The 26,864-nt window shown below is 68.6% G+C and carries 26 protein-coding genes and 1 riboswitch; of the genes, 19 read left to right on the top strand and 7 right to left on the bottom strand.

Going from position 1 to position 26,864, the window contains the following annotated elements; translation table 11 throughout:
- Window positions 1-44: 44 nt before the first annotated feature.
- The 4 genes from ABNQ39_RS00680 to ABNQ39_RS00695 all read right to left on the bottom strand — a co-directional run bounded on the left by ABNQ39_RS00680 (window position 45) and on the right by ABNQ39_RS00695 (window position 3,659).
- On the bottom strand, window positions 45-614 hold the full coding sequence (locus ABNQ39_RS00680; RefSeq protein WP_376958301.1) for a hypothetical protein: 570 nt from the start codon (window positions 612-614) through the stop codon (window positions 45-47).
- A 22-nt stretch (window positions 615-636) separates the two neighbouring features.
- On the bottom strand, window positions 637-1,785 hold the full coding sequence (gene dapE, locus ABNQ39_RS00685; protein ID WP_376958302.1) for a succinyl-diaminopimelate desuccinylase: 1,149 nt from the start codon (window positions 1,783-1,785) through the stop codon (window positions 637-639).
- 138 nt (window positions 1,786-1,923) lie between these two features.
- The gene (dapD, locus tag ABNQ39_RS00690; RefSeq protein ID WP_376959740.1) at window positions 1,924-2,766 is read right to left on the bottom strand and encodes a 2,3,4,5-tetrahydropyridine-2,6-dicarboxylate N-succinyltransferase; all 843 of its coding nucleotides are present in this window, start codon (window positions 2,764-2,766) and stop codon (window positions 1,924-1,926) included.
- Between the two features lie 137 nt (window positions 2,767-2,903).
- Window positions 2,904-3,659, bottom strand: a complete 756-nt coding sequence (locus ABNQ39_RS00695) for a pyrimidine 5'-nucleotidase (protein ID WP_376958303.1) — start codon at window positions 3,657-3,659, stop codon at window positions 2,904-2,906.
- A 235-nt stretch (window positions 3,660-3,894) separates the two neighbouring features.
- Here ABNQ39_RS00695 and ABNQ39_RS00700 point away from each other — a divergent pair, with 235 nt between their 5' ends.
- The 4 genes from ABNQ39_RS00700 (at window position 3,895) to ABNQ39_RS00715 (ending at window position 8,401) form a co-directional block, all read left to right on the top strand.
- A complete protein-coding gene (locus tag ABNQ39_RS00700) occupies window positions 3,895-5,622 on the top strand; it encodes a sensor domain-containing diguanylate cyclase (RefSeq protein ID WP_376958304.1) in 1,728 nt (575 codons plus the stop codon).
- Complete coding sequence (locus ABNQ39_RS00705) at window positions 5,619-6,947, top strand: DUF2336 domain-containing protein (protein ID WP_376958305.1); 1,329 nt, start codon at window positions 5,619-5,621, stop codon at window positions 6,945-6,947. Before ABNQ39_RS00700 ends, ABNQ39_RS00705 begins: the two co-directional genes overlap by 4 nt.
- A gap of 31 nt (window positions 6,948-6,978) precedes the next feature.
- Window positions 6,979-7,611 (top strand): hypothetical protein, encoded by a 633-nt coding sequence (locus ABNQ39_RS00710; RefSeq protein WP_376958306.1) that lies wholly within the window; start codon window positions 6,979-6,981, stop codon window positions 7,609-7,611.
- A 145-nt stretch (window positions 7,612-7,756) separates the two neighbouring features.
- Window positions 7,757-8,401 (top strand): hypothetical protein, encoded by a 645-nt coding sequence (locus ABNQ39_RS00715; RefSeq protein WP_376958307.1) that lies wholly within the window; start codon window positions 7,757-7,759, stop codon window positions 8,399-8,401.
- Window positions 8,402-8,441: 40 nt separating this feature from the next.
- Here ABNQ39_RS00715 and ABNQ39_RS00720 read toward each other — a convergent pair whose 3' ends face one another.
- Entirely contained in the window at window positions 8,442-9,794 is a 1,353-nt protein-coding gene (locus tag ABNQ39_RS00720) for a pentapeptide repeat-containing protein (RefSeq protein ID WP_376958308.1), read from the bottom strand.
- A 333-nt stretch (window positions 9,795-10,127) separates the two neighbouring features.
- Between ABNQ39_RS00720 and ffh the strand changes: the two genes are divergently transcribed.
- The 15 genes from ffh (at window position 10,128) to thiC (ending at window position 23,089) form a co-directional block, all read left to right on the top strand.
- Complete coding sequence (ffh, locus tag ABNQ39_RS00725) at window positions 10,128-11,513, top strand: signal recognition particle protein (protein ID WP_376958309.1); 1,386 nt, start codon at window positions 10,128-10,130, stop codon at window positions 11,511-11,513.
- A gap of 61 nt (window positions 11,514-11,574) precedes the next feature.
- On the top strand, window positions 11,575-11,931 hold the full coding sequence (gene rpsP, locus ABNQ39_RS00730; protein ID WP_042704821.1) for a 30S ribosomal protein S16: 357 nt from the start codon (window positions 11,575-11,577) through the stop codon (window positions 11,929-11,931).
- Between the two features lie 79 nt (window positions 11,932-12,010).
- The gene (gene rimM, locus ABNQ39_RS00735) at window positions 12,011-12,592 is read left to right on the top strand and encodes a ribosome maturation factor RimM (RefSeq protein ID WP_376958310.1); all 582 of its coding nucleotides are present in this window, start codon (window positions 12,011-12,013) and stop codon (window positions 12,590-12,592) included.
- A 59-nt stretch (window positions 12,593-12,651) separates the two neighbouring features.
- The gene (gene trmD, locus ABNQ39_RS00740; protein WP_376959741.1) at window positions 12,652-13,398 is read left to right on the top strand and encodes a tRNA (guanosine(37)-N1)-methyltransferase TrmD; all 747 of its coding nucleotides are present in this window, start codon (window positions 12,652-12,654) and stop codon (window positions 13,396-13,398) included.
- A 41-nt stretch (window positions 13,399-13,439) separates the two neighbouring features.
- A complete protein-coding gene (gene rplS / locus ABNQ39_RS00745) occupies window positions 13,440-13,835 on the top strand; it encodes a 50S ribosomal protein L19 (protein ID WP_109047281.1) in 396 nt (131 codons plus the stop codon).
- A 101-nt stretch (window positions 13,836-13,936) separates the two neighbouring features.
- A complete protein-coding gene (gene rpmH, locus ABNQ39_RS00750) occupies window positions 13,937-14,071 on the top strand; it encodes a 50S ribosomal protein L34 (protein ID WP_098740538.1) in 135 nt (44 codons plus the stop codon).
- 8 nt (window positions 14,072-14,079) lie between these two features.
- Window positions 14,080-14,466, top strand: a complete 387-nt coding sequence (gene rnpA / locus ABNQ39_RS00755) for a ribonuclease P protein component (protein ID WP_098740537.1) — start codon at window positions 14,080-14,082, stop codon at window positions 14,464-14,466.
- Window positions 14,467-14,481: 15 nt separating this feature from the next.
- Window positions 14,482-14,811, top strand: a complete 330-nt coding sequence (gene yidD / locus ABNQ39_RS00760) for a membrane protein insertion efficiency factor YidD (RefSeq protein WP_174472678.1) — start codon at window positions 14,482-14,484, stop codon at window positions 14,809-14,811.
- A gap of 55 nt (window positions 14,812-14,866) precedes the next feature.
- A complete protein-coding gene (gene yidC, locus ABNQ39_RS00765) occupies window positions 14,867-16,594 on the top strand; it encodes a membrane protein insertase YidC (RefSeq protein WP_098741149.1) in 1,728 nt (575 codons plus the stop codon).
- 106 nt (window positions 16,595-16,700) lie between these two features.
- Window positions 16,701-17,384 carry a ribosome biogenesis GTP-binding protein YihA/YsxC gene (yihA, locus tag ABNQ39_RS00770; RefSeq protein ID WP_376958311.1) on the top strand — a complete coding sequence of 228 codons (684 nt, stop codon included), beginning with the start codon at window positions 16,701-16,703 and terminating at the stop codon, window positions 17,382-17,384.
- 12 nt (window positions 17,385-17,396) lie between these two features.
- Window positions 17,397-18,695 carry a cation:proton antiporter domain-containing protein gene (locus tag ABNQ39_RS00775; RefSeq protein ID WP_376958312.1) on the top strand — a complete coding sequence of 433 codons (1,299 nt, stop codon included), beginning with the start codon at window positions 17,397-17,399 and terminating at the stop codon, window positions 18,693-18,695.
- 82 nt (window positions 18,696-18,777) lie between these two features.
- Window positions 18,778-19,677, top strand: coding sequence for an acetylglutamate kinase (argB, locus tag ABNQ39_RS00780; protein ID WP_098740533.1), 900 nt, complete (start codon window positions 18,778-18,780; stop codon window positions 19,675-19,677).
- Window positions 19,678-19,710: 33 nt separating this feature from the next.
- Entirely contained in the window at window positions 19,711-19,995 is a 285-nt protein-coding gene (locus tag ABNQ39_RS00785; protein WP_376958313.1) for a hypothetical protein, read from the top strand.
- A gap of 39 nt (window positions 19,996-20,034) precedes the next feature.
- The gene (locus ABNQ39_RS00790) at window positions 20,035-21,018 is read left to right on the top strand and encodes a magnesium transporter CorA family protein (RefSeq protein ID WP_376958314.1); all 984 of its coding nucleotides are present in this window, start codon (window positions 20,035-20,037) and stop codon (window positions 21,016-21,018) included.
- Between the two features lie 77 nt (window positions 21,019-21,095).
- A riboswitch (TPP riboswitch) is annotated at window positions 21,096-21,230 on the top strand.
- A gap of 131 nt (window positions 21,231-21,361) precedes the next feature.
- Window positions 21,362-23,089 (top strand): phosphomethylpyrimidine synthase ThiC, encoded by a 1,728-nt coding sequence (thiC, locus tag ABNQ39_RS00795; protein WP_376958315.1) that lies wholly within the window; start codon window positions 21,362-21,364, stop codon window positions 23,087-23,089.
- A gap of 48 nt (window positions 23,090-23,137) precedes the next feature.
- On the opposite strand, the gene greB is transcribed toward thiC, so the two are convergent.
- Together greB and ABNQ39_RS00805 are read right to left on the bottom strand one after the other, a co-directional pair.
- Window positions 23,138-23,689: a transcription elongation factor GreB gene (gene greB / locus ABNQ39_RS00800; protein ID WP_376958316.1), complete on the bottom strand. Its 552-nt coding sequence runs from the start codon at window positions 23,687-23,689 to the stop codon at window positions 23,138-23,140.
- 102 nt (window positions 23,690-23,791) lie between these two features.
- Window positions 23,792-26,809, bottom strand: a complete 3,018-nt coding sequence (locus ABNQ39_RS00805) for an Rne/Rng family ribonuclease (protein WP_376958317.1) — start codon at window positions 26,807-26,809, stop codon at window positions 23,792-23,794.
- Window positions 26,810-26,864 lie beyond the last annotated feature (55 nt).

Below are 26,864 nucleotides of genomic sequence, written 5' to 3' on the forward strand. Positions count from 1 at the left end.
GTCAGGGTGTCGTGAGGGATTTCCTGGCCCTCACGACATCCCGATCACAGCATCCCGTCCGCCAGATCGCTGATCGCGGCAGACAGGAACAGGTCCAGCATCACCAGGGCCGCGGCGGCCAGACCCGACAGCGACAGGGCGGTGCGCAGGACGAACCATTGGTAGGTCAGCATTGCCATCATGACGCCGAAGACCAGCGCTTCGGACACGCCGGACGGCAGCAGGCCGCTGGCGGACAGCAGGATGGCCGGCAGATAAATCCCCATCTGCACCACCGCCGACCAGTTGTAGGCGGTCAGCGCACCGGGATAGAGCTGCTCCTTGCCCAGCAGTGCCGCTATGCGGAACAGGGCGAGCGGGAAGGCGGTCCAGCTGACGACGTAGGCGATGCCCTCCACCGTCACCAGCTGCAGGACCGGCGTGCCGTCCAGCTGGTCCCACAGGCGGATCGCCAGCAGCAGCGCATAGGCCGGCAACACCACCAGGGCGGCGTAGAAGGAGTTCAGCGCGCCGTCCGGCGTGCGGTCGAAGAATTCCATCCCCGTCCGGTCGAAGCGGGCCAGCCGCCAGGCGCCGTTCAGCGCGGACAGGATGGCGGGCGTGGTCAGCGGCATCGTGGTGTCCCGGTCAGACCTCTCACCCGGCAAGGCGCGTGAACACGCCCTTCAGGATCGACTCGTAGATGGCGGTCAGCTGGCGCAGATCCTCCACCGAACAATATTCGTCCACCTTGTGCATGGTCTGGCCAACCAGCCCGAATTCCACCACCGGGCAAACAGTCTTGATGAAGCGCGCGTCCGACGTGCCGCCGGTGGTCGAGTATTCCGGACGGCGCCCGGTTACCCCCTCCACCGCCTCGGCCACCAGCTCGGTCAGCGGACCCGGCGGGGTGACGAAGCTGTCGCCGGAGCAGTAGACCTCCAGCTCATAGGCGCCGCCGACGGCATCGAAGGTTTGGCGCAGCCACGCCTCGATGCCGGCCGGGGTGTGGGCGTCGTTGAAGCGGATGTTGAAGGTCGCCTTGCCCTGGGCCGGGATGACGTTGGTCGCCGTGTTGTCGACGTCGATGGTGGTCAGCGCCAGGGTGGAGGGCTGGAAATGCGCCGTGCCCTCGTCCATCGGGTCTTCGGTGATGGCGGCCAGCATGCGGACCAGCCGCGGCAGCGGGTTGTCGGCCAGATGCGGATAAGCGACGTGGCCCTGCGCGCCGAACACGGTCAGGAAGCCGGTCAGGCTGCCGCGCCGGCCGATCTTGATCATGTCGCCCAGCGCCTTGGGGTTGGTCGGCTCGCCGACCACGCAGGCATCGATGCGCTCGCCGCGCTCGGCCAGCCAGTCCAGCACCTTGCGGGTGCCGTTGATCGCCACCCCCTCCTCGTCGCCGGTGATCAGCAGGCTGATCGAGCCGGCAGGCGGCCCGTCCTCCAGCCGGCGCGACACGGCGGCGACGAAGGCGGCGATGGCGCCCTTCATGTCCACCGCACCGCGGCCGAACAGGCGCCCGCCCATCACCTCGCCGGCGAAGGGATCGACCGTCCAGCCCCGGTCGCCCGGCGGCACCACGTCGGTGTGGCCGGCGAAGCAGAAGTTCGGCCCCGCGGTGCCGAGCCGGGCATAGAGGTTCTCGACCGGCTCGGTCCCCTCCTGCTGGAAGCGCAGGCGGTGGCAGGTGAAGCCCATCGGCGCCAGCGCCGCCTCCAGCACGCCCAGCGCACCGTCGTCGCGCGGCGTGACGCTGGGGCAGCGGATCAGATCCTGGGCGAGGGCGACGGGGTCGATGGTCATGCGGCTCTTTTCCAACCGGCCCGGCCTCCGCCGGTCGTCATCCCCGCGAAGGCGGGGATCCAGGTGCCGGGGCCGGAGTGCTGTATGCGACGCCTGGACCCCCGCCTTCGCGGGGGTGACGCTGGACCTGCTGTCGGATCAATCCCGCAGCAGGTCGTTGATCGCGGTCTTGGAGCGGGTCTTCTCGTCGACGCGCTTGATGATGACGCAGCAGTACAGGCTCGGGCCCGGGGTGCCGTCGGGCAACGGCTTGCCGGGCAGCGAGCCGGGGACGACGACCGAATAGGCCGGGACGCGGCCCATGAAGATCTCGCCGGTGTGGCGGTCGATGATCTTGGTCGAGGCGCCGATGTAGCAGCCCATGGAGATGACCGCACCTTCCTCGACGATCACGCCCTCGACGATCTCCGAGCGGGCGCCGATGAAGCAGTTGTCCTCGATGATGACCGGATCGGCCTGCAACGGCTCCAGCACGCCGCCGATGCCGACGCCACCCGACAGGTGGACGTTCTTGCCGATCTGGGCGCAGGAGCCGACGGTGACCCAGGTGTCGACCATGGTGCCGCTGTCGACGTAGGCGCCGACATTGACGAAACTCGGCATCAGGATGACGCCGGGGGCGACGTAGGACGACTTGCGGGCGATGGCGCCGGGCAGGGCGCGGAAACCGGCGTTCTGGAACTGGCCTTCGCTCCAGCCCTCGAACTTCGGCGGCACCTTGTCGTACCAGGAGGAGCCGCCGGGGCCGCCGGGGATCATCTCGTTGGCGTTCAGGCGGAAGGACAGCAGCACCGCCTTCTTCAGCCACTGGTTGACCGTCCAGCCGTCCGCGGTCTTCTCCGCGACGCGCAGGTCGCCGGCGTCCAGCGCGTCCAGCGCCGAATTCACGGCGTCGCGGACCGAACCGGTGGTGGCGGTGGTGAGATCGGCGCGGTTTTCCCAGGCGGCGTCGATGGTGGCTTGCAGGCTGGCGTGGCTCATGGCGCGGTCGTTCTGCTGTCGATTGTCCAAGGGACGGCACCATGGAGCCGCATCGCGGCCGCTGTCAACCATACCGCTGCCAACCATACCCGCGGCCGGCGTCGGCCGGTTTGCGACAAAGCCCCCGGACGCGCCCCTTAAACTCCAGCCACCGCCGCCAGCCAGGAGGGCAGGTCGTCGACGGTGTGGTCGATGTGGACCCCGGCGCCGACGCCGGCCTTCTCGTACTCCTGCTCGCCGCGGACCCAGACGGTGGTCATGCCCAGCGCATGGGCGGGGGCGAGGTTGCGGGCGATGTCCTCCACCATGCAGGCGTCGGCGGGATCGACGCCGTGGCGCTCGACCAGCGTGGCATAGGGGCGGGGATCGGGCTTCGGCACGAAGCCGCCGGCGGCGATGTCGAACACCGCGTCGAACCGGTCGAGGATGCCGAGCCGGCCGGCGACGTTCTCGGCATGGCGGACCGAGCCGTTGGTGTAGATGATCTTGCGGCCGGGCAGCCGCGCCAGCGCGTCGGCCAGCAGGGCGGAGGGCTGGACCCCGGTCACGTCGATGTCGTGGACATAATCCATGTAGGCGACCGGATCGACGTCATGCTCCATCATCAGGCCGCGCAGCGTGGTGCCGTAGTCGCGGAAGAACTGTTTCTGCCGCACCCGCGCCTCGTCCATGCCGATGTTGAAATGGTCGGCGATGAACTCGTTGATCCGGCGGTCGACCTGGGCGAACAGGTTGCAGGACGCCGGATAGAGTGTGTTGTCGAGGTCGAAGATCCACACGGCGCGGTCGCGCAGGGCGGCGGGCGGAGCGGTCGCAGGGCCGGAAACGGAGCCGGTCGTGGAACTGGGCGCCGGTGCGGCGGCCTTGTCCTGGGGGGAGGTCGGGACGGTCATCCCCCAAGAATGGGGCCGCCGCCGGCCGGCCGCAAGGCGCTTCACATAGTCGCAGGCGCGCAGCCGCCCTTTGGCCAAGCCGCCGCTATGGGGAGTTCCCCGCGTCGTTGGTTGATTGAAGATTAACCCCTAAAGAGGTAGCATGGACCAGACCTTGTAATGGTTTACAGCCAAAGGTTTCCGCTCCGCCTGCCTCGTGGCCCGCAAGCCTCGTGGATTGCCCTCTGGGATTGCCGTGGACCTTCTTCTGACCACCGGTACCTTCGCCACCGCTTCCGCCTCCACCGGCGGCCAGACCGGCCCCGTGACGCTGGTCGCGCTGTATCCCGGCCCGGCCCTGCGGCTGGATTCGGCGCTGGCCGTCGCCGAAGCGAATGCCGAGGCGGAAGACATGATGGACAGCGATCCGCGCTGGCTGCCGGAGCTGCGCAACTGGCTGTCGGCGTCCAGCGTGGCGCCGGGGCTGCGGTCGGTGCCGGTGGAATCGCTGCGCGGGATCATGATCGTCGAATGGGCCGGCGTGCCGCTGCCCGACGGCGGGTTCCTGCTGCTGGGCCGCGACGACACGCTGGAGCGCCAGCTGCGCCACACGCTGACCGAATCGCGGCGGCGCTACAAGGATCTGGTGGAGGTCTCCTCCGACTTCGCCTGGGAGACCGGGCCGGACGGCACCTTCGTCTTCGTCAGCCACAAGGGCGCGCTGGGCTATCCGGCCGACGCGCTGATCGGCCGCGACCCGCGCAGCCTGGCGCTGGAGGAGGCGGAAGATTTGCCGATGCCGTTCGACTGCCGCCGGGCGGTCGACCAGACCGAGCTGTGGCTGAAGAGCGCCGACGGCACGCCGGCCTGCGTCGTCGCCTCCGCCCTGCCGCTGTTCGGGGTGCAGGGCGACTGGATCGGTGCCCGCGGTGTCTGCCGCGACGTGACCGAACAGGTGCTGCGCTCCAACGAGCTGGCGCGCATCCGGAACCGCGAACGGCTGCTCGGTCACATCGTCCACACCCTGCGTGACCGGCTCGACGCCGCGGAAGCGCTGGCCGTTGCCGCGACCGAAACGGCGCGGGCGCTCAGCGCCGACGGCTGCCGCATCTATCGGGCGGAGGAGGGCGCGGCCGGCGGCCGTGTCGTCCTGTCGCTGGTGGCGGAGTTCGGCGCAAAACTGCCGGAGGTCGGCACCGCCCTGCTCGACCGCATCGCCAACAGCGAAGGGCTGGTGACCGACCGGCTGGGCGACGTGCAGCTGATCGGCGAGCGGACGGAGTACCGGCAGGCGGCGAACGGCGCGCTGCTGGTCTGGCGCACCGGCGATTCCGAGCCGTGGGACGAAGACGACCGCCATCTGATGTCGGGCGTGGCCGACCATATCGGCATCGCGCACGCCCATCTCGCCTACCAGGAACGGCTGCGCCGCCTGTCGGAGCGCGACGGGCTGACCGGCCTGTTCAACCGCCGCACCTTTTTCGAACGGCTGGAGGAGTCGATCTCCCGGCCGGACAGCGGGCCGTCGGCCCTGCTCTATGTCGACCTCGACAATTTCAAGGCGGTCAACGATCTGCACGGCCACCAGCAGGGCGACGCGGTGTTGAAGGCCATCGGCACGCTGCTGAGCACCGGGGTGCGGCCGGGCGACCTGCCGGGTCGCCTCGGCGGTGACGAATTCGTGCTGTGGCTGGGCCGCACCGACGAGGCGAAGGCCCGCATCGTCGCCGAACGGCTGCTGAACGGCATGCGCGATCTGGCCCACCTGTCGGCCAGTCCCGAGAAGCCGCTGGGCCTGTCGATCGGCATCGCCGTCCACACCCCCGGCCGCGGCGAATCGGTGCGGGAGTTGACCGACCGGTCCGATGCCGCCATGTACGACGCCAAGAAGAGCGGCAAGGGCCATTTCGCCCTGGCCCCCGCCTATCGGGCGGCCGCTCAGCCACCTTCCTCCGATGTTTCCGCCGCGGAGCCTATCCCGTGACCCCGCCTGCCAATCCGCGTCCCGAGACCCTCGACCCCGCCGACTACGAATCCGCCAAGCGGATGGTGCAGAGCGAGGATCCGGCGGTTCGCCGGAAGGTCGCCGAGCATCCCAAGACCCGGCCGGAGCTGCTGTATTTCCTCGCCGCCGATGCTGCAGCCGAGGTGCGGCGCGCCATCGCCACCAATGCCGGCACGCCGCGGCAGGCCGACCTGCTGCTGGCCAAGGACCGCGAGGTCATGGTGCGGCAGGCGGTGGCGCGCAAGATCGCCCGCCTGCTGCCGGAACTGTCGGCCGACCAGGCGATGCAGATCGAGCGGCTGACGGTGGAATGCCTGGAAACGCTGGCCCGCGATCAGGCGACGGAGGTGCGCGGCATCCTGGCCGAAGCGCTGAAGGACCTGCCCAACGCCCCGCACGGCGTGATCAACCGGCTGGCCCGCGACGTCGAGCTGTCGGTCTGCGCGCCCGTGTTGCAGCATTCGCCGATCCTCACCGAAGAGGATCTGACCGACATCATCATGAAGGGGCCGGTGCGCGGCGCGATGACCGCCATCGCCAGCCGGCACAATGTCACCGCCTCCGTCGCCGACGCCATCGCGCGCTCGGACGACGAGGCGGCGGTGACGGCACTGCTCGGCAACCCGTCGGCCCAGATCCGCGAAGAGACGCTCGACCGCATCCTCGATCAGGCGCCGCAGCACGAGCCCTGGCATTCGCCGTTGGTCCGCCGCCCGCGGCTGCCGGCCCGCGCGGTGGCGCGGCTGGCCAGCTTCGTCGCCGACAATCTGCTGAAGGTCCTGCAGGACCGCGACGACCTCGACCCGGCTGCCGCGCGCGGGCTGGTGGAGGCGGTGCGCCAGCGGGTGGGACAGGCGGCGGGCGGCGCGGCACCCGGCCTGCCGCTCGGCCCTGTCGATTTCGGCGAGGAGGCGGTCGCCGCCGCTGCCGGACCGGAGAAGCCGGTCGAGCGTCCCAGCGACAAGGCGGCACGCCTGAACAAGGAAGGCAAGCTGACCGAGAAGCTGATCGAGGGCTCGATGGTCGAAGGTGACCGTGGCTTCGTCATGGCCGCGCTCGCGGAGCTTTCGCAGATCCCGCTGCCGGTGGTCGACCGCATCGTCGCCACCCATGCGCCGCGCGCCGTTACCGCCCTGGTGTGGCGCGCCGGGCTGACCATGCGCTTCGCCCGGCAGGTGCAGCTGCGGCTCGCCCAGATTCCGCCAAAAACAGCGCTTAATGCTCGGGACGGCACGCACTATCCGATGACCGATGAAGAGATGCGCTGGCAGCTCGAATTCTTCGGTGTCGAGGAGAAGGCGTGACGTTTCCCTCCGTTTTCGGGTTCTCTCCGGTATGCGTGTCGCCTTTCTCGCCTTCTTCGTCGTCCTGATCGCCGCCGCCACCAGCTTCGCCGCCCCGCCGCGCGAAACGCCGGAGGAGCGCGAGGTCGCCGCCACGTTCGACGCCGCCCGCACGGCGCTGTCCGAGAAGCGGGGGGCGGCGGTGATTCCGCTGCTCACCCGCAATTCGGTCAAGGCGCTGGAGTCGGTGCGCGACGCCGCCCGCCAGCCCGGCGATGCGCCCCTGCAACGGCTGGAGCCGGCGGAGCGCTTCGCCGCCATGGGGCTGCGCCGCTATCTCGGTCCGGCGGAATTGCGGCGCATGTCGGTCGGCGACATCGCCAACCATGCGCTGAAAGCCGGCTGGCTCGGACCCAACGTCATCTCCCGCAGTGCGCTGGGGCCGGTGCGGGTCAAGGGCGACCGGGCGTCGGGCCTGCTGATGGTCGACAACCGGCCGGCGCTGGTCCCTGCCGATTTCGTCCGCGAGGGCGGGGCGTGGCGCATCGACCTTGCCAGCGTCTTCACCTTCGGCAGCCAGATGCTGAAGGGCTTCGCCGCCATGGCCGGCAAGGACGAGACCGCCTATATCGGCGAACTGCTCGACCGGTTGCCGGCCAAGCCGGGAGCGATGAAGGCGCAGTGATCCGGAAGCGGATCCTCCATCCCCGTCATCCAGCCTCTTTTATCCAGCCTCTTTTATCCCTGGTCCCGCGTCCATCGGTGCGATTGCGGCGACTCCGGCGATTGCGTAGACTCGCGCCCGCTTCCACCAAGTGTTGGCGCCGACGATGACCGCACCGGAAGAGACCGTTTCCTCATCCACCCCCGGCCGGGCCGTGCCCTGCGGCGCCCGGTTCCGTGCCGCCGTTCTGGAGCTGGCCGCCACCCGCGGGGCAGGGGTGCCGATGCTTGTCGCCGCAGCCCTGCTGCTGGCGCTGAAGGCGGGTGCCGATCCGGGCCCGCGCGATCCGGAGGGGGAGGCGCTGCTGGAGGTGGGAGAGACCGACGCCAGCGACGGTGAGATCCGCAAGGCGCTGGCCGCCGCCCTGGCGCTTGCCGATCCCGGCGCCCGAATCCTGCCGGGCGAGGATGTCCGCCGGCTCGAAGCCGCGGTGGAGACGCTGGGCTACCGCAACAAGACTTTGGCCCATGCGCTGCAACGCCTGTCCTTCCAGCCGCTCGACGGTCGCATCACGCAGGTGCGCGACGCCGCCCAGCTGTTCGGCTTCGTCAATGAATGGTGCTTCGACGAGGATCAGGTGCGGCGGCGCTTCCGCGAACTGGCGCCGGTCTATCACCCGGACACCGGCATCGTCGCCTGCCGCGAGCGGATGGGCCAGCTGATCGATGCCCGCAACCTGCTGGTCCACCATGTTCGCAGTGTCTACGGTTCCGGCGACTGGATGGCCCGGCGGGGCGGGCCGTCCGTTTAAAACTTTGGCCGCCTGAAACCGAAACCCTGAACCGACCAGCTCAGCTGGCCAGCCCGATCGCTTCCTCGACGATCGCCTGATCCATCGTCGCGCCGTCCAGCACCGCACCGGTCAGGTCGGCGCCGGTGAGGTCGGCCTCGCTGAGGTTGGCGCCGGTGAGGTCGGCACCGGCGAGGTTGGCGCCGGAAAGGTTGGCCTTGCGCAGGTCGGCCTTGCACAGCAGCGCCATGCCCAGCCGCGCGCGTTGCAGGTTGGCGCGCCAGACATGGCCGCTCATCGTCTGGATATGGACGGGGCCGAGCTGGGCGCCGGTCAGGTTGGCGCCGGTCAGGGTAGCACGTTCGAAATTCACCCCGCGCAGATCGGCCTTCGACAGGTCGGCCTTGCGCAGGTCGGCCAGCGACATGTCGGCTATCGCCATCGCTGCACCGGACAGGTTGGCGCCGCGCAGCGCGATGCATTGCAGGATCGCCGCCGACAGGTTGATGCCGTCCAGCTTGCGCCCCGACAGGTCCAGCGCCGACAGGTCGGCGCGCTTGCCGGACTTGCCGCCGCTGTCGATCCAGCTCAGATGCTCCATCAGCATCTCGCGCAGGTCGTCTTCCGGGTTCTCCAGCGTCTTGGCCAGCACCGCCGCCTGAAGGTTGGGCGAACGCATCTGCGCCGCGTCCAGGATGGCGCCGATCAGCGTGGCGCCGCTGAAATTGGTGCGGTTGATGGCGCAGCCGGTCATCACCGCCCCCGACAGCCGGGCGCCCGACAGGTTCGCCTCCGTCAGGTCGGCGTCGGTCAGGTCGCAGCCGGTCAGGTTGGAGCCGGTCAGGTTGGCGCGCATGAACTTGGTGCCGCGCAGGACGGCGTCGGTCAGGTCGGTCTGCATGACGAAGGCGTTGGCGATCTTGGCCCGCGACAGGTCGGCGCCGCGGATGGTCGCCGCCGTCAGTTCCGACGTCAGGACGGAATCCTCATACTCGTGGGCGTACATCCCGCCGCTGGAGTCGTAATGCAGCAGCGTGCCGTCGCGCAGGTCGACCTCCACCAGCGTCGCCTCGCTCAGCACGGCACCGCGCAGGCAGGCGCCGCGCAGATCGGCCCGGCGCAGATCGGCCTTCTCCAGATTGGCGAGCCGCAGGTCGGCGGCATAGAGGTTGGCGTTGGCGAGGTTGGCGCCGGTCAGCCGGGCGCTGAACAGCTTCGCTCCCGACAGGTCGGCGTCGGACAGGTCGATGCCGGAGAGATCGAGATGCGACAGGTCGCGCATCTTCAGGTTGGCGCGCACGCCGCCGGGCTGGCTTTTGCGGAATGCCTGGTGCCGCAACAGGATCGCGTTGAGCTGGCTCTGGGTCAGCTTGGTTCGCGGGCTGTTGGAGCCAAAGCCCTGGGCGGACGACATCGCCGGCATACCTTCTCTATTTGGTGACTCATAATCCGAAAGAGTCGCCAAAATTTGGTTAAGGGTTGATGGCTTGTGACAAGCTTGGGACCGATAACCGCCGCGGGGCAAGGCAGACGTAAGGATAACGGCAAAAGACCGACTGCGGCGGTTGACTCGGCCTGCCGGCTTCTCTATGGTCCGCCGACCTGTCTTCCGCAAAGTCGATAGACCGGGTACCCCGGCCCAACGCCGGGTATCTCCGCCAGTCCGCGAAATTCGCGCACTGGCGCTTTCGTGCTTGTGCGGGTGGCGGCTCTGACGCTGGACCCGGAACTGGGGAACGAGTAACGCATGTTCGAAGGCCTGACCGGACGCCTGGGCGACATCTTCGACAAGCTGCGCCGCCGTGGCGCGCTGACCGAGGAGGACGTCTCCGCCGCACTGCGCGAAGTTCGCGTGGCGTTGCTGGAGGCTGACGTCGCCCTGCCCGTCGTCAAGCAGTTCGTCACCCAGGTGAAGGAACGCGCCGTCGGGCAGGAGGTGCTGAAGTCGGTCACCCCCGGCCAGCAGGTCATCAAGATCGTCCACGACAACCTCGTGGAGATGCTGGGCGAAGGCGCCGAGATCAACCTGAACGCCGCCGCCCCGGTGCCGATCCTGATGGTCGGCCTCCAGGGCTCGGGCAAGACCACCAGCACCGCCAAGATCGCGCTGCGCCTGAAGACGAAGGACCGCAAGAAGGTCCTGATGGCCTCGCTGGACGTCCGCCGTCCGGCCGCCCAGGAGCAGCTGAAGGTTCTCGGCGAGCAGACCGGCGTCGCCACGCTGCCGATCGTGCCGGGCCAGGACCCGGTCGCCATCGCCAGGCGCGCCATCGAGACCGGCCGTCTCGAAGGCTACGACGTCGTCATGCTCGACACCGCCGGCCGCCTCGCCATCGACGAGGAGCTGATGGCGGAGGTCGCGGCCGTCCGCGACGCGACGAAGCCGGTGGAAACCCTGCTGGTCGCCGACGCGATGACCGGCCAGGACGCCGTCACCGTCGCCACCAATTTCAACGACAAGGTCGGCATCACCGGCATCGTGCTGACCCGCATCGACGGCGACGCCCGCGGCGGTGCGGCCCTGTCGATGCGCCAGATCACCGGCAAGCCGATCAAGCTGCTGGGCGTCGGCGAGAAGATCGACGCGCTGGAGCCCTTCCACCCCGACCGCATCGCCGGCCGAATCCTCGGCATGGGTGACGTGGTGTCGCTGGTGGAGAAGGCCGTCGAGACCATCGACAAGGACGAGGCCGAAAAGCTCGCCCGCAAGATGGAGAAGGGCCAGGGCTTCGACCTCGACGACATGGCGATGCAGCTGAAGCAGCTCCGCAAGATGGGCGGCATGTCCGGCCTGATGGGAATGCTGCCGGGCATCGGCAAGATCAAGGACCAGCTGAAGGACGCCAACGTCGACGACGGGATGATCAAGCGCCAGGAGGCGATCATCTCCTCGATGACCAAGGCGGAGCGCAAGAACCCCGACCTTATCAAGGCTTCGCGCCGCAAGCGCATCGCCGCCGGTTCCGGCACCTCGGTGCAGGAGGTCAACAAGCTGCTGAAGCAGTTCGAGACCATGCGCGGAATGATGAAGCAGGTGCAGAAGCTTGGGAAGAAGGGGATGCTGCGCGGCGGCCTCGGAAATCTGCTGCCGAAGGGACTCGGCGGCTTTGGCGGGAAGGGGCCTTTCGGCTGACCCGACCGCCTCTCGAAATCACCCGATACCTGTTTGACTTGAGAAGAGAAAGTTTCGACCAATGGCTTTGAAGATTCGTCTGGCTCGCGGTGGTGCGAAGAAGCGTCCGTTCTACTCGATCGTCATCGCGGACGCCCGCAGCCCGCGTGACGGCCGCTTCATCGAGAAGATCGGCACCTACAACCCGATGCTGCCGCGCGAGCACGAGCAGCGCATCATCCTGAACGCCGAGCGCGCCAAGCACTGGCTGTCGGTCGGCGCCCAGCCGACGGACCGCGTCGTTCACTTCCTGGCCACTGCCGGCCTGGTCGAGAAGCCCGCCGTCCGCGAGACCCCGAAGAAGTCGGCTCCGAAGGCCAAGGCGCAGGAGCGTCTGAAGGCCGAGGCCGCCGCTGCCGCGGCGGCCGCAGAAGGCTGACCTTGGGGCTGATACGGGTGAATGTGGGCCATCCGGCCCGCAGGGTTGAGGTTGTGACGACGTGCCGGGTGCTCCTTCGATGACCGCCAAAATCTGTGTCGGCCAGTTCGCGGGATCGCACGGCGTGCGGGGGCTGGTGAAGCTGCGAAGCTTCACCGCCGAACCCGCCGACATCATGACCTACGGCCCGCTGTCGGACGAGACGGGGACCCGCCGGTTCACGGTGACGCTCCAGGGCATGGTCAAGGACAACTTCCTTGCCAAGGTCGACGGAGTGACCAGCCGCGAACAGGCGCAGGCCCTGGCAGGCTTGCGGCTCTATGTGGAGCGCGGTGCCCTGCCGGCGACGGAGGACGAGGACGAGTTCTACCATGCCGATCTGATCGGCCTGCGTGCGGAACTCGCCGACGGGACCGTCTACGGCACGGTGAAGGCGATCTACGACTTCGGCGCCGGCGACGTGCTGGAGATCAGGACCGCAGGCGGGCCGCTGGAGATGCTTCCCTTCTCCAAGGCCTGCGTGCCGGCGGTCGATGTCCGGGGCGGTCGCATCGTCGTCGACCTTCCCGCCGTGATCGAGGCCCGCGAGGGCTCCGGTGACGAGGCGGAGGAGGCCGGGGGTGAAGAGGACGGAGACCGGAGCGGGGAGGAGGGGCCGTGAATCACGGCGCCGACGGTCCGCGGGTCTGGACGGCCAAGGTTCTGACGCTGTTCCCGGAAATGTTTCCGGGGCCGCTCGGCCACTCGCTGGCCGGCAAGGCGTTGGAAAATGGAGTCTGGGCGCTGGAATCGGTGGACATTCGCTCGTTCGCGCGCGATAAACACCGCTCCGTCGACGAGACCCCCTTCGGCGGAGGGGCCGGCATGGTCATGCGGCCCGACGTGCTGGACGCGGCTTTGACTGCGACGGCGGGACCTGTGGGGGCACCGGGACGCAGCCGGGCGATTTATCTGTCGCCTCGCGGACGGGTGCTGAACCAGGAACTGGTCAAGGAGCTGGCCGCCACCCCGGTGGTGACGCTGCTCTGCGGCCGGTACGAAGGGGTGGACCAGCGGGTCCTCGATGCGCACGGCCTCGAAGAGGTCAGCCTCGGGGATTTCGTGCTGTCCGGCGGGGAACTCGCCGCGCTCAGCCTGATGGATGCCGTGGTGCGCTTGCTCCCCGGCGTCATGGGCAACGTTGAGACGGCGGGCGAAGAGAGTTTCGAACGGGGGTTGCTCGAATACCCCCACTACACCCGGCCGGCGGTCTGGACCGACGGACAGGGTGTGGAGCGCGCGGTGCCGGAGGTTCTGCTGTCCGGTCACCATGGGAAGGTCAAGGCCTGGCGGCTGGCCGAGGCGGAGAAGATCACGGAGGCCCGACGGCCGGACCTGTGGTCGCTCTACCAGGCAAGCCGTCCGGCAGTAACTGTTACGAACAAGGGTCGGCGGCAGGCTCGCCGGCGCGACCCGAAACCGGAGTGACGGTCCGCCGCGAGGCGCGCCGATAGAAAAGGGGTAGTGCTATGAACCTGTTGCAGCAGCTCGAGCAGGAGCAGATCGAGAAGGCCCTCGGTGGCAAGACGATCCCGGAGTTCTCCTCGGGCGATACCGTCCGCGTGAACGTGAAGGTCGTCGAGGGCACGCGCGAGCGCGTCCAGGCCTATGAGGGCGTCGTGATCGCCCGCAAGAACGCTGGCGTGAACTCCTCGTTCACCGTCCGCAAGATCAGCTACGGCGAGGGCGTGGAGCGCGTGTTCCCGCTCTACTCCCCGCGCATCGACTCGATCGAGCTGGTCCGCAAGGGCGCCGTCCGTCGCGCCAAGCTGTACTATCTGCGCGATCTGCGCGGCAAGGCTGCCCGCATCTCCGAGCGCACCACCGGCCGCGGCATGGTCAACGGCCGCCGGGCTGCCGAGTAAGGCGCCTTTCGGTTCGGTTCAGGTTCATAGATCCGGCGCCCGGCCGATCGGCTGGGCGTCTTCTTCCCGTCACCATCAGAAAAGCTTAAGGAGTAGGCGCCATGAAGCGCACGTTCCAGCCGTCCAAAATCGTGCGTAAGCGTCGTCATGGCTTCCGCCACCGCATGTCGACTGTCGGCGGCCGCAAGGTCATCGCCCGTCGCCGCGCCCGCGGCCGCAAGGTTCTGAGCGCCTGATCCCCGCTATGGCGGCGCCGGGCCACGAGGTCGGGCGCCTGATGCGGCGGCCGGAATTTCTGGCCGTGGCCGGGACACGGCGAAAGCATGTGGCTCCCGGCCTGATCCTCCAGGTGCGCCGGCACGACGACAAGCAGCGGCCCGCCGAAGGCGGTCCGCCGATCCGTCTCGGTTTGACGGCGAGCCGCAAGGTCGGCAACGCGGTGGTGCGCAATCGCGCCCGCCGCCGTTTGCGTGAGGCCGCGCGGCAGATTCTGACCGTTCATGCGGCGCCCGGCCACGATTTCGTGCTGGTCGCCCGCGGCGGTACGGCCGAACGGCCGTGGACCGACCTGCTCGGCGACCTTGCCGCCGGGTTGAAGCGCCTCGGCCTGTGGCGCGAGGCGGAAGGGTAGGAGGCTCGCGACGTCATGTTTCGCATCGCCGGCCTCAGCCCGCTCGCGCACCTGCTCCGCGCGCTCGTCTATCTCTATCGCTGGACCTTGTCGCCCTTCGTGGGCTGGCAGTGCCGTTTCCAGCCGACCTGCTCCTGCTATGCCATCGAATCGCTGGAAAAGCATGGGGCCATCCGGGGGGGATGGCTGACTGTGCGCCGGCTCGGGCGTTGCCATCCCTGGGGCGGGTCTGGCTGGGATCCCGTGCCCGATCCCGTCCCGCGGCCGGCGCCCATGGCGCCGCATCGCTGCGGACTGCGGGAAAAGGGGCATGCGGCGGTTGCCCAGCCCGGCGAAAACCCGTAACAAGGCCGCGCACACGCCGCCCTTCTTCCAAAGGCCCCACGGCAACCGGGACGCCATGACCGACCAACGCAACCTCATCATCGCGATTGCCCTGTCGATCGCCATCCTTCTGGGCTTCCAGTTTTTCTACGAGAAGCCGCGGGTGGAGCAGCAGAAGCAACTCGCCGCCCAGCAGGCCGCCCAGACGGAGCAGTCGGTGCCGGTGCCGGCCCCCGGCGTGCCCGCCCAGCAGCCTCCGGCCACGGCTGAGGTCGCGAAGGAGCGCCCCGTCCTGCTCGCCGAGCAGCTGGCGGCCGGCACCCGCGTGAAGATCGACACGCCGGCCCTGCACGGCTCCGTCAACCTCGTCGGCGGCCGCATCGACGACCTGACGCTGGCCCAGTACCACGAGACGCCGGACCCCAAGAGCCCGGAGATCGTGCTGCTGGCCCCGGCCGGCACGCCCGCCGCCTATTATGCCGAGTTCGGCTGGGTCCCGCAGGGCGCCGGCATCGCCGCCCCGACCGCGACCACCCGCTGGACCGCCGACGGCGCCGCGCTGACGCCGGACAAGCCGCTGACCCTGACCTGGGACAACGGCCAGGGGCTGGTGTTCGAGCGCAAGATTGCCGTCGACCCGGACTTCATGTTCACGGTGACGCAGACCGTCCGCAACACCGGCGCCGCCCCGGTCACCCTGCTGCCCTACAGCCTGGTGTCGCGCAGCGGCACGCCGCACACGTCCGGCTACTACATCCTGCATGAGGGTCCGCTCGGCGTCTTCAACGGCTCGCTGACCGAAGAGAAATACGACGACGTCCGCAAGGCCGGTTCGATCGCCAAGGACACCACCGGCGGCTGGGTCGGCATCACCGACAAGTACTGGCTGGTGTCGCTGGTGCCCGACCCGAACGAGAAGGTCACGGCGCGCTTCCTCTACAATCAGGTCGCCAACACCGACCGTTACCAGACCGACACCATGGGTGCGCCGGTCACGGTGGCGCCGGGCGCCTCGGCCGAGAACACCGGTCGCCTGTTCGCCGGTGCCAAGCAGGTGAAGCTGCTCGACAGCTACTCCGAGAAGCTGAACATCAAGAACTTCGATCTGGCGATCGACTTCGGCTGGTTCTATTTCCTGACCAAGCCGTTCTTCTACGCGCTGGATTTCCTGGGCCGCATCATCGGGAACTTTGGCATCGCCATCCTGGTGCTGACCGTCTGCGTCAAGGCTGTCTTCTTCCCGCTCGCCAACAAATCCTATCAGGCGATGAGCAAGATGAAGGCCCTGCAACCCAAGATGCAGGAGCTGCGCGAGAAGTTCAGCGACGATCAGGCGCGCATGAACCAGGAGCTGATGGCGCTGTACAAGCGCGAGAAGGTCTCCCCGGTGTCGGGCTGCCTGCCGATCCTGATCCAGATCCCGGTGTTCTTCTCGCTCTACAAGGTGCTGTTCGTGACCATCGAAATGCGGCATGCGCCGTTCTTCGGCTGGATCCACGACCTGTCCTCGCCCGATCCGACGACCATCTTCAACCTGTTCGGCCTGATCCCCTGGGACCCGCCCGCCATGCTGCATCTCGGCCTGTGGCCGCTGATCATGGGCGTGACGATGTGGTTCCAGCAGAAGATGAACCCGGCACCGCCGGACCCGATCCAGCAGAAGGTGTTCCAGTTCCTGCCCATCGTCTTCACCTTCATGCTCGCCGGCTTCCCGGCCGGTCTGGTGATCTACTGGGCCTGGAACAACACACTGTCGGTCCTGCAGCAGTGGACCATCATGAAGCGCATGGGCGTGAAGGCCTGATCCTTCAGCCTCTGCCGAATGTCTGAGACCTGCCGCCGGCAAAGACCCTTGACGGGCCTCTGCCGGCGGTATGTTTTTTAGCCGACCAGAACGAAAGCGCACCGCCATGACCAGCCCCGCCACGCCGACCCCCGACACCCCCAGCATCGTTTCCGGCTTCGACGAGGCCGCGCTGGAGGCCGGCCGGCTGCTGTTCGCCAAGGAGTGCGACTTCGTCTGGGGCGCCAACGCGCTGAACCAGCTGCCCGAGGCCGACCTGCCGGAGGTCGCCTTCGCCGGCCGCTCGAATGTCGGCAAGTCGAGCCTCGTCAACGCGCTGACCGGGCGCAAGACGCTGGCCCGCACCTCCAACACGCCGGGCCGCACCCAGCAGCTCAACTTCTTCAACCTCGGCAATCGTCTGAAGCTGGTGGACATGCCCGGCTACGGCTATGCCAAGGAATCGAAGGAGAAGGTGGAGGCGTGGAACGACATGGTCCGCCGCTTCCTGCGCGGCCGGGTCACCCTGCGCCGGGCGCTGGTGCTGATCGATTCGCGCCATGGGATGAAGCCCCACGACCATGAGATCATGGAGATGCTCGACCGCACGGCGGTGCCCTACGTCGTCGTGCTGACCAAGGCGGACAAGGTCAAGGCTGCGGATCTCGACAGGATCCGCCGTGAAACCCAGGCCGGGCTGAAGAAGCACCCCGCCGCCTTCCCGGACATCCACGTCACCAGTTCCGAGAAGGGCACCGGCATCGCGGAGCTGCGCGCCAGTCTGGCGGCGCTCGCCCTCGGCGCCGAGTAAGGGGCGGCAGCGATGGGTGGTCTGTCTCCCGCGCTGCTGTTCCTGATGCAGGCCCTGCTGCTGATCGCCGGGCCGTTTCTGCTGTGGCGGCTCGGCGGCGGCCGTCACATCGCCCCGATGGTGGTGGTCCAGATCCTGTTCGGGGTGGCGCTGGGGCCGTCGCTGCTCGGCCGGCTGGTTCCCGATCTGTGGGGCGTCCTGTTTGCGCCGGCGGCGCTTGCGCCCTTGTCCGGGCTGGCCTTGATGGCCGTGGTGTTCTTCGCCTTCCTGACTGGCCTGCATCTCGATCCCGCCGAGTTCCGCGGGCGGGGTGGGGCCTTCGTCACGGTGGCGCTGTCCAGCATGCTGGTGCCGACCCTGCTGGGCGGAGCCCTGGGCTGGTGGCTGGCCGGCGCCTTTCCCGCCATGACCGGAAAGCACGCCACCCCCGGCCTGTTCGCCGCCGGCTTCGGCATCTGCGTTGGCGTCACCGCCCTGCCGGTGCTGGGCGCCATCCTGCGCGAGATGGATTTGCTGGGCGACCGGGTGGGGCGGCTGGCGCTGGGCTATGCCGCGGTGAACGACGCGCTGCTCTGGCTGCTGATCACCGCGGTGCTGGCCTGGTCGACCGCCGACGGGGGGAACGGCGGCGGCGATGCCTGGGCGGTGGCGAAGGTTGGCCTCTTGGGCTTCGCCTATGTCGGGGCGACGGTCCTGCTCGTGCGCCCGCTGCTCGACCGCTTGCTGGAGCAGGTGGCGCCGGACGGGCGGATGGGCGACACCGCGGTGGTGGTGACCTGTGCGGCGCTGCTGGCCTCGGCCGCGGTGACCGAGTTGATCGGGCTGCATTACATCCTGGGCGCCTTCATCGCCGGCAGCGCGATGCCGCGCCGCTATGCGGCGGCGATCCTCGACCGGCTGGAGCATTTCGCCACGCTGATCCTGCTGCCCTTCTTCTTCACCCTGACCGGGCTGAAGGTGAACCTGACGCTGGACGATCCGGCGCAATGGACCGTCTTCGCGCTTGCCAGCCTCGCCACCATCGCCGGCAAGATGGCCGGCACCACACTGCCCGCCCGCTGGGCCGGGGAGTCCTGGCCTGATGCCCTCCGGCTCGGCACGCTGATGCCGTGCAAGGGGCTGATGGAGGTCATCGTCCTGACCCTTCTGCTGGAGGCGGGCGTGCTGTCCGGCGCCTGTTTCTCGGCGATGGTGCTGATGGCGGTGGCGGTCACGGCGCTGACGCAGCCGATGACCCGGCTGGCCGGATTGTGGCGTCCGGCCGGCGGCACGGTGGCCGCAGCCGCGGGAGGCCGTCACGGGGGTGTGTGACCGTTAAATTGCCCCCTAGGCAACCGGCCGGCCTTTCCGTTAAAGAAGCCCGACACTCCACCCCGACAAAGGGCATCCTCCCGTGCAGACTCCCACCCGTGACGAGTGGCTCGCCAAGGCCCGTACCCTGTCCGAAGCGCTGCCCTACATGCGCCGTTATGCCGGGAGCACCTTCGTCATCAAGTACGGCGGCCACGCCATGGGCGATGCCAGCCTGGCGGAGCTGTTCGCGCGCGACATCGTCCTGCTGAAGCAGGTCGGCATCAACCCGGTGGTCGTCCACGGTGGCGGCCCGCAGATCGGCCAGATGCTGGAACGGCTGAAGATCAAGTCCAGCTTCATCGACGGCCTGCGCGTCACCGACAAGGAGACGGTCGAGGTGGTCGAGATGGTGCTGGCCGGCTCCATCAACAAGCAGATCGTCGCCGCCATCAACAGCGCCGGCGGCCGGGCCGTCGGCCTGTCGGGCAAGGACAGCAACCTGATCACCGCCCGCCGTCTGGAGCGCGTGCAGCGCGATCCCGACAGCAACATCGAACGGGTGCTGGACCTCGGCTTCGTCGGCGAGCCCTACAAGGTGAACCCGCAGATTCTGCACGCGCTCGCCCAGTCGGACATCATCCCGGTGATCGCGCCGGTCGGCTTCGACGTGAACGGCGACACCTACAACATCAACGCCGACACGGCGGCCGGCGCGGTCGCGGCGGCGGTGAAGGCGGCGCGCTTCTTCCTGCTGACCGACGTCGCCGGTGTGCTCGACAAGGAAAAGAAGCTGATCGAGAAGATGTCGCTGGAGGATGCCCACAAGGCCATCGCCGACGGCACCGCCTCGGGCGGCATGATCCCGAAGATCGAGACCTGCATCGGCGCGGTGGAGCAGGGCGTCGATGCCGCTGTTATCCTGGATGGCCGTGTGCCGCATGCGCTGCTGCTGGAGATCTTCACCGAAGGCGGCGCCGGCACCCTGATCGGCAAGGCCTGACGCCACGGAAGGGGACCGCCAAAGGGGGGACCGATGAGCGATCTGCGCAAGGAATTGCTCCGCCAGATGAAGGCCATCCGGGAGAGGATGGACCCGAAGCTGATGGAGCGTGCCAGACTGGCCGCTCTGGGCAAGGTCCCCTATGACAGCGACGCGGCGAAGGAGGCGGTCGGCCATTTCCTCGACGCCAAGCGGGACGGCGGTGCCTTCCGCCGCAAGCTGGAACAGGCGCTGAAGGACGAGGGCGCGTCGCTCGACCTCGATGGGGAGAAGGCGCCGCCCCCGGCGAAGCCGCGGCGCGGTGGCCGGGTGACCTAGGTTGGGCGCCTGAACCGCGCCCATGCAAGGAGCACAGCCTTGCTGCATGTTTTCGTCAATGACGGCGGTCTGCTGCGCTGGGACAGGGAGGCCGCGGACGAGTCGGTCCCGTTCCCTGAGTCCGCCGTATGGCTGGACCTGATCAACCCGACGCCCGACGAACTGGCGCGGGCGGAGGCGCTGATCGGCAGCGGCCTGCCCACCCGTGAGCAGATGGCGGAGATCGAGGAGTCGAGCCGTCTGCGCGTGGCCGGCGGTGCGCTGACCATGACCGTCACCGCGCTGGTCTGGGCCGACACCGACGAGCCGCGCATCGCCACCGTCAGCTTCGTGTTGGCCGGCCGGCGGCTGGTGACCATCCACGACATCGATCCGCAGGCCCTGCTGGCCTTCCGCCGCCGTGCCACCCATGGGCAGGTCTCCGCGTCTCGCGGCGAGCTGGTGCTGGCGGCGCTGGTGGACGGGATGATCGACCGCACGTCGGTCGTGCTGCGGCGGACCGGGGTGGAGATGGATGCGCTGAACCGCCGCTATTTCCGCGGGCGCAAGCTGCGCTCCCGCGGCGAGACGCTGGACGACGCCCAGACGCTGAAGCGCATCGGCCATGCCGGTCACCTAATCGGCAAGGCGCGGATCAGTCTGGCCAGCCTCACCCGGATGACCGACTTCCTGGCGCGCGGCGACGGATGGAACGCCGGCAAGGCGACGCGGCGCTGGGCCAAGACCACGCTGCAGGATCTGCGCGGGCTGGACCAGTATGCCCGCTTCCTGTCCGGCAAGGTCGCCCTGGCGCTCGACACCGCGCTGGGGCAGATCAATGTCGAGCAGAATGAGATCGTCAAGATCGTGTCGGTTCTGACCGTCCTGCTCTATCCGCCGACCCTGGTCGCCAGCATCGGCGGCATGAACTTCACCGACATGCCCGGCAGCCAATCGCCCTTCGGCTATGCCAGCGCCTTGGGGCTGATGCTGCTGTCGGCCTTGCTGCCGATGGTCTATGTGCGGTCGAAACGCTGGATGTAGCGAATTTCCACAATATGGCAGGCGGATCGTCCGCAGCGCTTTCCTTTTGACACGACCGTCCGTCGGCGGCAGGATGGGCCGCATTCCAGGGGGGTCCCGACAGGGGGCTGAGATACCAACAGCCGGACGGCGCACTGCGCAAGCCGGCAGCGTGGTGACCCTTCGAACCTGATCCGGGTCATACCGGCGAAGGGAGGGACCTCGTGACGGGCCGATTCTCGCCCCGTCCGGCCGTATCGGCCCCGCCATGCCGGGGAAGCCATTCCGAAACGGCCCGCACGAAGATACCGCACCTCCGTCCGCAGTCCCGGGTTTGTCCGCCCAACTCCGACGGAGAAACCCAATGCCTAAGGACTTCAACGAGAACGCCATCCGCATTTCGACCGGCCCGCTGCCGTCGTCGCGGAAAATCCATGTGCCCGGCACGCGCTTTCCCGACCTGCGCGTCGCCCTGCGCGAGATCGCGCTGTCGGGCGGCGAGCCGCCGCTGACCGTCTATGATGCCTCCGGCCCCTACACCGATGAGTCGGTCGCCATCGATGTGCGGGCCGGCCTGTCCAAGCACCGCCGCGACTGGATCCTGGAGCGCGGCGATGTCGAGGCCGCCGACAACGGCGTGCTGCGCTCCAAGGGCGGCGGCGCGGTGACCCAGATGGCCTACGCCCGCGCCGGCATCGTCACCGCGGAGATGGAGTACATCGCCGTCCGTGAGAATCTCGGCCGCGCTGCAGCACTTGAGGCTACCCGCGACGGCGAGGATTTCGGCGCCGAGATCCCCGACTTCATCACCCCGGAATTCGTCCGCGACGAGGTGGCGCGCGGGCGGGCGATCATCCCGTCCAACGTCAACCACCCCGAGTCGGAGCCGATGATCATCGGCCGGAACTTCCTGACCAAGATCAACGCCAACATCGGCAACTCCGCCGTGACCTCCTCCATCGAGGAGGAGGTGGAGAAGATGGTCTGGTCGATCCGCTGGGGCGCCGACACCGTGATGGACCTGTCCACCGGCGCCGACATCCATCAGACGCGCGAATGGATCCTGCGCAACTCTCCGGTTCCCATCGGCACCGTGCCGATCTATCAGGCTTTGGAGAAGGTGAATGGCAAGGCCGAGGATCTGACCTGGGAGCTGTTCCGCGACACGCTGATCGAACAGGCGGAACAGGGTGTCGATTACTTCACCATCCATGCCGGCCTGCGGCTGGCCCACATTCCGCTGACGGCCAAGCGGGTGACCGGCATCGTCTCGCGCGGCGGCTCGATCATCGCCAAATGGTGCTTGGCGCATCACCGCGAGAATTTCCTCTACGACCATTTCGCCGACATCGTCGAGATCTGCCGGACCTATGACGTGGCGCTGTCGATGGGCGACGGGCTGCGGCCGGGCAGCCAGGCCGACGCCAACGACGCCGCCCAGTTCGCCGAGCTGGAGACGCTGGGCGAGCTGACGAAGATCGCCTGGGCGCGCGACGTGCAGGTGATGATCGAAGGGCCGGGCCATGTGCCGATGCACAAGATCAAGCACAATGTCGAGAAGCAGCTGGCGCTGTGCGGCGAGGCGCCCTTCTACACGCTGGGGCCGTTGGTGACCGACATCGCGCCGGGGTACGACCACATCACCAGCGCCATCGGCGCGGCGATGATCGGCTGGTTCGGCACGGCGATGCTCTGCTACGTCACGCCGAAGGAGCATCTGGGCCTGCCCGACCGCGACGACGTGAAGGCCGGCGTCATCGCCTACAAGATCGCCGCCCACGCCGCCGACCTCGCCAAGGGGCATCCGGCGGCGCGGTTGCGCGACGACGCCATGTCGCGCGCCCGCTTCTCCTTCCGCTGGCGCGACCAGTTCGCCCTGTCGCTCGATCCCGACACGGCGATGGCCTATCACGACGAGACCCTGCCGGCGGAAGGCGCCAAGACCGCGCATTTCTGTTCGATGTGCGGGCCGAAATTCTGCTCGATGAAGATCACGCAGGAAATCCGCGACGCCGCGGAGTCCGGCATGGCCGAGATGTCGGAGAAGTTCCGCCAGTCGGGCGGGGAAATCTACCAGCCGGCGGCGGAGTAAGGTCTGGCGGAGTGAGGCCTGACAGGGGGCGGGTTGCCGCCCCCTCCGTCAGTCCGCGTAGCGGATCTCCAGCACCTCGACCTGTTCCAGTCCGGCCGGGGTGCGGACATCCACCAGATCGCCCTGCCGCGCCTTCAGCAGGGCGCGGGCCATGGGGGAAATCCAGCTGACATGGCCGCGGTCGGGGTCGACCTCGTCGGCGCCGACGATGGTGATCGTGTTCTCCGCCCCATCCTCGCGGGCATAGGTGACGGTGGCGCCGAAGAAGACCTGTTCGCGGTTCTTCTGGTCCTGCGGATTGACCACCACCGCCGATTCCAGCCGCTTGTTCAGGAAGCGGATGCGGCGGTCGATCTCGCGCAGCCGCTTCTTGCCGTAGAGATAGTCGCCATTCTCCGAGCGGTCGCCGTTGCCGGCGGCCCAGGACACCACCTCCACCACCTTCGGCCGCTCCACCCGCAGCAGGCGGCGCAGCTCCTCCTGCAGGCGCTGGAAGCCGGGCGGGGTCATGTAGTTCTTGAAGCCCTGCGGCAACGGTGCCGGATCGTCGAGGTCGTCGTCGTCCTGCGTGTCGTTCTCGCGGGTGAAGGCCTTGCTCATGGTCCGACCTGTCCTGTGGCAGGGGTGATAACGTCCGGGAAAAGGAAAAGGCGCCTTGCGGCGCCTTTTCCTTTTCCAGAGGTCCCGGTTGGGCCGTTGGGCTTACCGCTTCCACCAGCCGCGGCGCGGCTTTGCATCGGCGTCGGCGTCGTTGTCAGCCGCAGCCGGCTCGGGAGCCGGGGCCGGCGTGGCGGCCGCGGGCTTGGCGGCGGCTTCGGCCGGGGCCTCGGCAGCAGCCTTGCGCTTACGCGGCGACGCCTTCTTGGCCGGCGTGGCTTCGGCAACGGTCTCCGCCGGCGCCTCGACCGCAGCGGCGGCCTTGCGCTTGCGGCCCTTGGCCGGAGCTTCGGCAGCGACCGCCGGAGTGGGCTCGGGCGCGGCTTCGACCGGAGCCTCGGCGGCGGCCTTGCGCTTGCGCGACGCCTTCTTCGGCGCGGTCTCGGCAACGGCTTCAACCGGCGCCTCGACCGCGGCAGCGGCCTTGCGCTTGCGGCCCTTGGCCGGAGCTTCGGCGACGACCGCCGGAGTGGGCTCGGGGGCAGCTTCGACCGGAGCCTCGGCAGCGGCCTTGCGCTTGCGCGAGGCCTTCCTGGCGGGCGCCTTGGCGGCGGTCTCGGCCTGAGCCGGGGCCGGCGCGGTCACCGGAACCGGAGCTTCCTCGACCGCCGGAGCGGCTTCGCCGGCCAGGATCCAGTCGAGATCGCTCGCCTCGGCCGGAGCCTGTGCTGCCTGGACCGGAGTATCCTGACCCGGAGCGGCGGCGGGCTGCTGGTCGGCGGCATCCTCACCGCCCTCCAGGCCTTCCGCACCCTCGCGGCGCGACCGGCGACGGCCACCGCGCTTGCCGCGGCGGCGCTTCTTGCGGCCATCGCCGTTGCGTTCGCCGGCATCGGCACCGGTCTCGTCCTCGCCGTCGTCCTCATCCTCGTCGTCGCCTTCAGCGTCGGCGTCGGCGGAGTCGGCCGCAGGTTCGGAGATGGCGGCACCGGGGATGGCTTCGGCGGCAACCGGCAGAACGCTCTCATCGGCGTCCTGACCGGCGTCCTGGCCGGCATCCTGATCGCCCTCGTCCGTCTCGGCATCGCCCTCGGCGCTGTCGCCGTCGGTCCGGCCTTCCTCGCGGTCACGGCCACGGCCGCGGCGACGGCGGCGGCGGCGGCGGCGATCCTCGCCATTGCCGTCGCCGTTGGCTTCGGCGCGCTCGCCGGTCTCCTCGACCTGGACGGCCTCGGTCTCGGCTTCCGGCTCTTCCACCATCTCGACCGGTTCGGCGGCGAGCGCACGGTCGGTCTCGGCCATCACGCGGTCGGCGCTGACCAGTGGGGCGTCGTCGTCGGGCAGGCGGGCCTTGTTGCGCTCCAGACGGTGATCCGGGGCGATCAGACCGTCATCGGCCTGGACCATCACGCTGAAGGCGTGACGCTCTTCGATCTTGGCCAGTTCACCGCGCTTCTGGTTGAGGATGTAGAGCGCGATGGAAGTCGGGACGAAGATGGTGATCTCGGCCGAGCGCTTGCGGATGCCCTCTTCCTCGATGGCGCGCAGGACGTGCAGCGAGGCGGATTCGACCGACCGGACGACGCCGGTGCCCGAGCAGTGCGGGCAGCGCTCGAAGTTGGTCTCCAAGAGCGACGGACGCAGACGCTGGCGCGACAGCTCCAGCAGGCCGAAGGCGGAGATGCGGCCGAGCTGGATGCGCGCCCGGTCGTTCTTCATCGCCTCCTTCATGCGGCGCTCGACGGCGGCGTTGTTCCGCGGCTCCTCCATGTCGATGAAGTCGATGACGATCAGGCCGGCCAGATCGCGCAGACGCAGCTGGCGCGCCACCTCGTCGGCGGCCTCCAGGTTGGTCTTGTAGGCGGTTTCCTCGATGTTGCGCTCGCGGGTCGACTTGCCGGAGTTGACGTCGATGGAGACCAGCGCCTCGGTCGGGTTGATGACGATGTAGCCGCCGGAACGCAGCTGCACCACCGGGCTGTGGATGGCGTCGATCTGCGTTTCCACCTGATAGCGGTGGAACAGGGGGATCTGGCTGTCGCGGTACAGCTGGACGCGCTGGGAATGGCCCGGCATCAGCATGTCCATGAACTCGCGCGCCGTGCGGAAGCCGGCCTCGCCCTCGACCCAGATCTCGTCGATGTCGTTGGCGTAGAGATCGCGGATCGACCGCTTGATCAGGTTCGCCTCTTCATAGATGAGGCAGGGCGCCGACGACTTCAGCGTCTGTTCGCGGATGTCGTCCCACAGGCGCAGGAGATATTCCAGGTCGCGCTTGATCTCAGGCTTGGAACGCTCCAGCCCGGCGGTGCGCAGGATCACCGCCATGCCGTCGGGAATGTCGAGATCCGACAGGATCTCCTTCAGGCGCTTGCGGTCGGCCGGGTTGGTGATCTTGCGGGAAATCCCGCCGCCACGGCCGGTGTTGGGCATCAGGACGCAGTAGCGGCCGGGCAGCGACAGGTAGGTGGTCAGCGCCGCACCCTTGTTGCCGCGCTCCTCCTTCGTCACCTGCACCAGCATGACCTGCCGGCGCTTCACCACTTCCTGGATCTTGTAGGAGCGCAGCGGGCGCGAGCGGCGGCGCTGGGTCTCCGCCTCCTCGTCCTCGTCGCCGCCGAGCGTGTCGGGAGCGGCGCCCTCGGACGGGGCGGCCTGCTCGTCGCCGGCCTCGGCGTCTTCGCCGCTGTCGTCGCCGTCTTCCTCATCGGACGCCTCGGGCGCGATGGGGGAGGGCATCGGCGACCATTCCTCGACCACCTGCTCGGGGCGGATCGGCTCGGCCATCACGGCGCCGTCGGCGGCGGCCTCGGCCCGGGCTTCCGCCTGCTCCTCCAGCCGGCGTTCCTCGGCCAGCAGGGCCTCGCGGTCGGCCATCGGAATGCGGTAATAGTCGGGATGGATTTCGGAGAAGGCGAGGAAGCCGTGGCGGTTCCCGCCATACTCCACGAAGGCCGCCTGGAGCGAAGGCTCGACCCGCGTCACCTTCGCCAGGTAGATGTTGCCCTTCAGCTGCTTGCGGCTGGCGATCTCGAAATCGAGTTCTTCCAGCCGGTTGCCATTGACCACGGCGACCCGGGTTTCTTCCGGGTGCGTGGCGTCCACCAGCATGCGCTTGGCCATATACGATCCTCAACGGCGCGACCCAGGGAACCCGCGCGACCGGTCGGGCCGCCTG

Source organism: Azospirillum sp. A26, assembly GCF_042604635.1.
Classification (GTDB): Bacteria; Pseudomonadota; Alphaproteobacteria; order Azospirillales; family Azospirillaceae; genus Azospirillum; species Azospirillum palustre.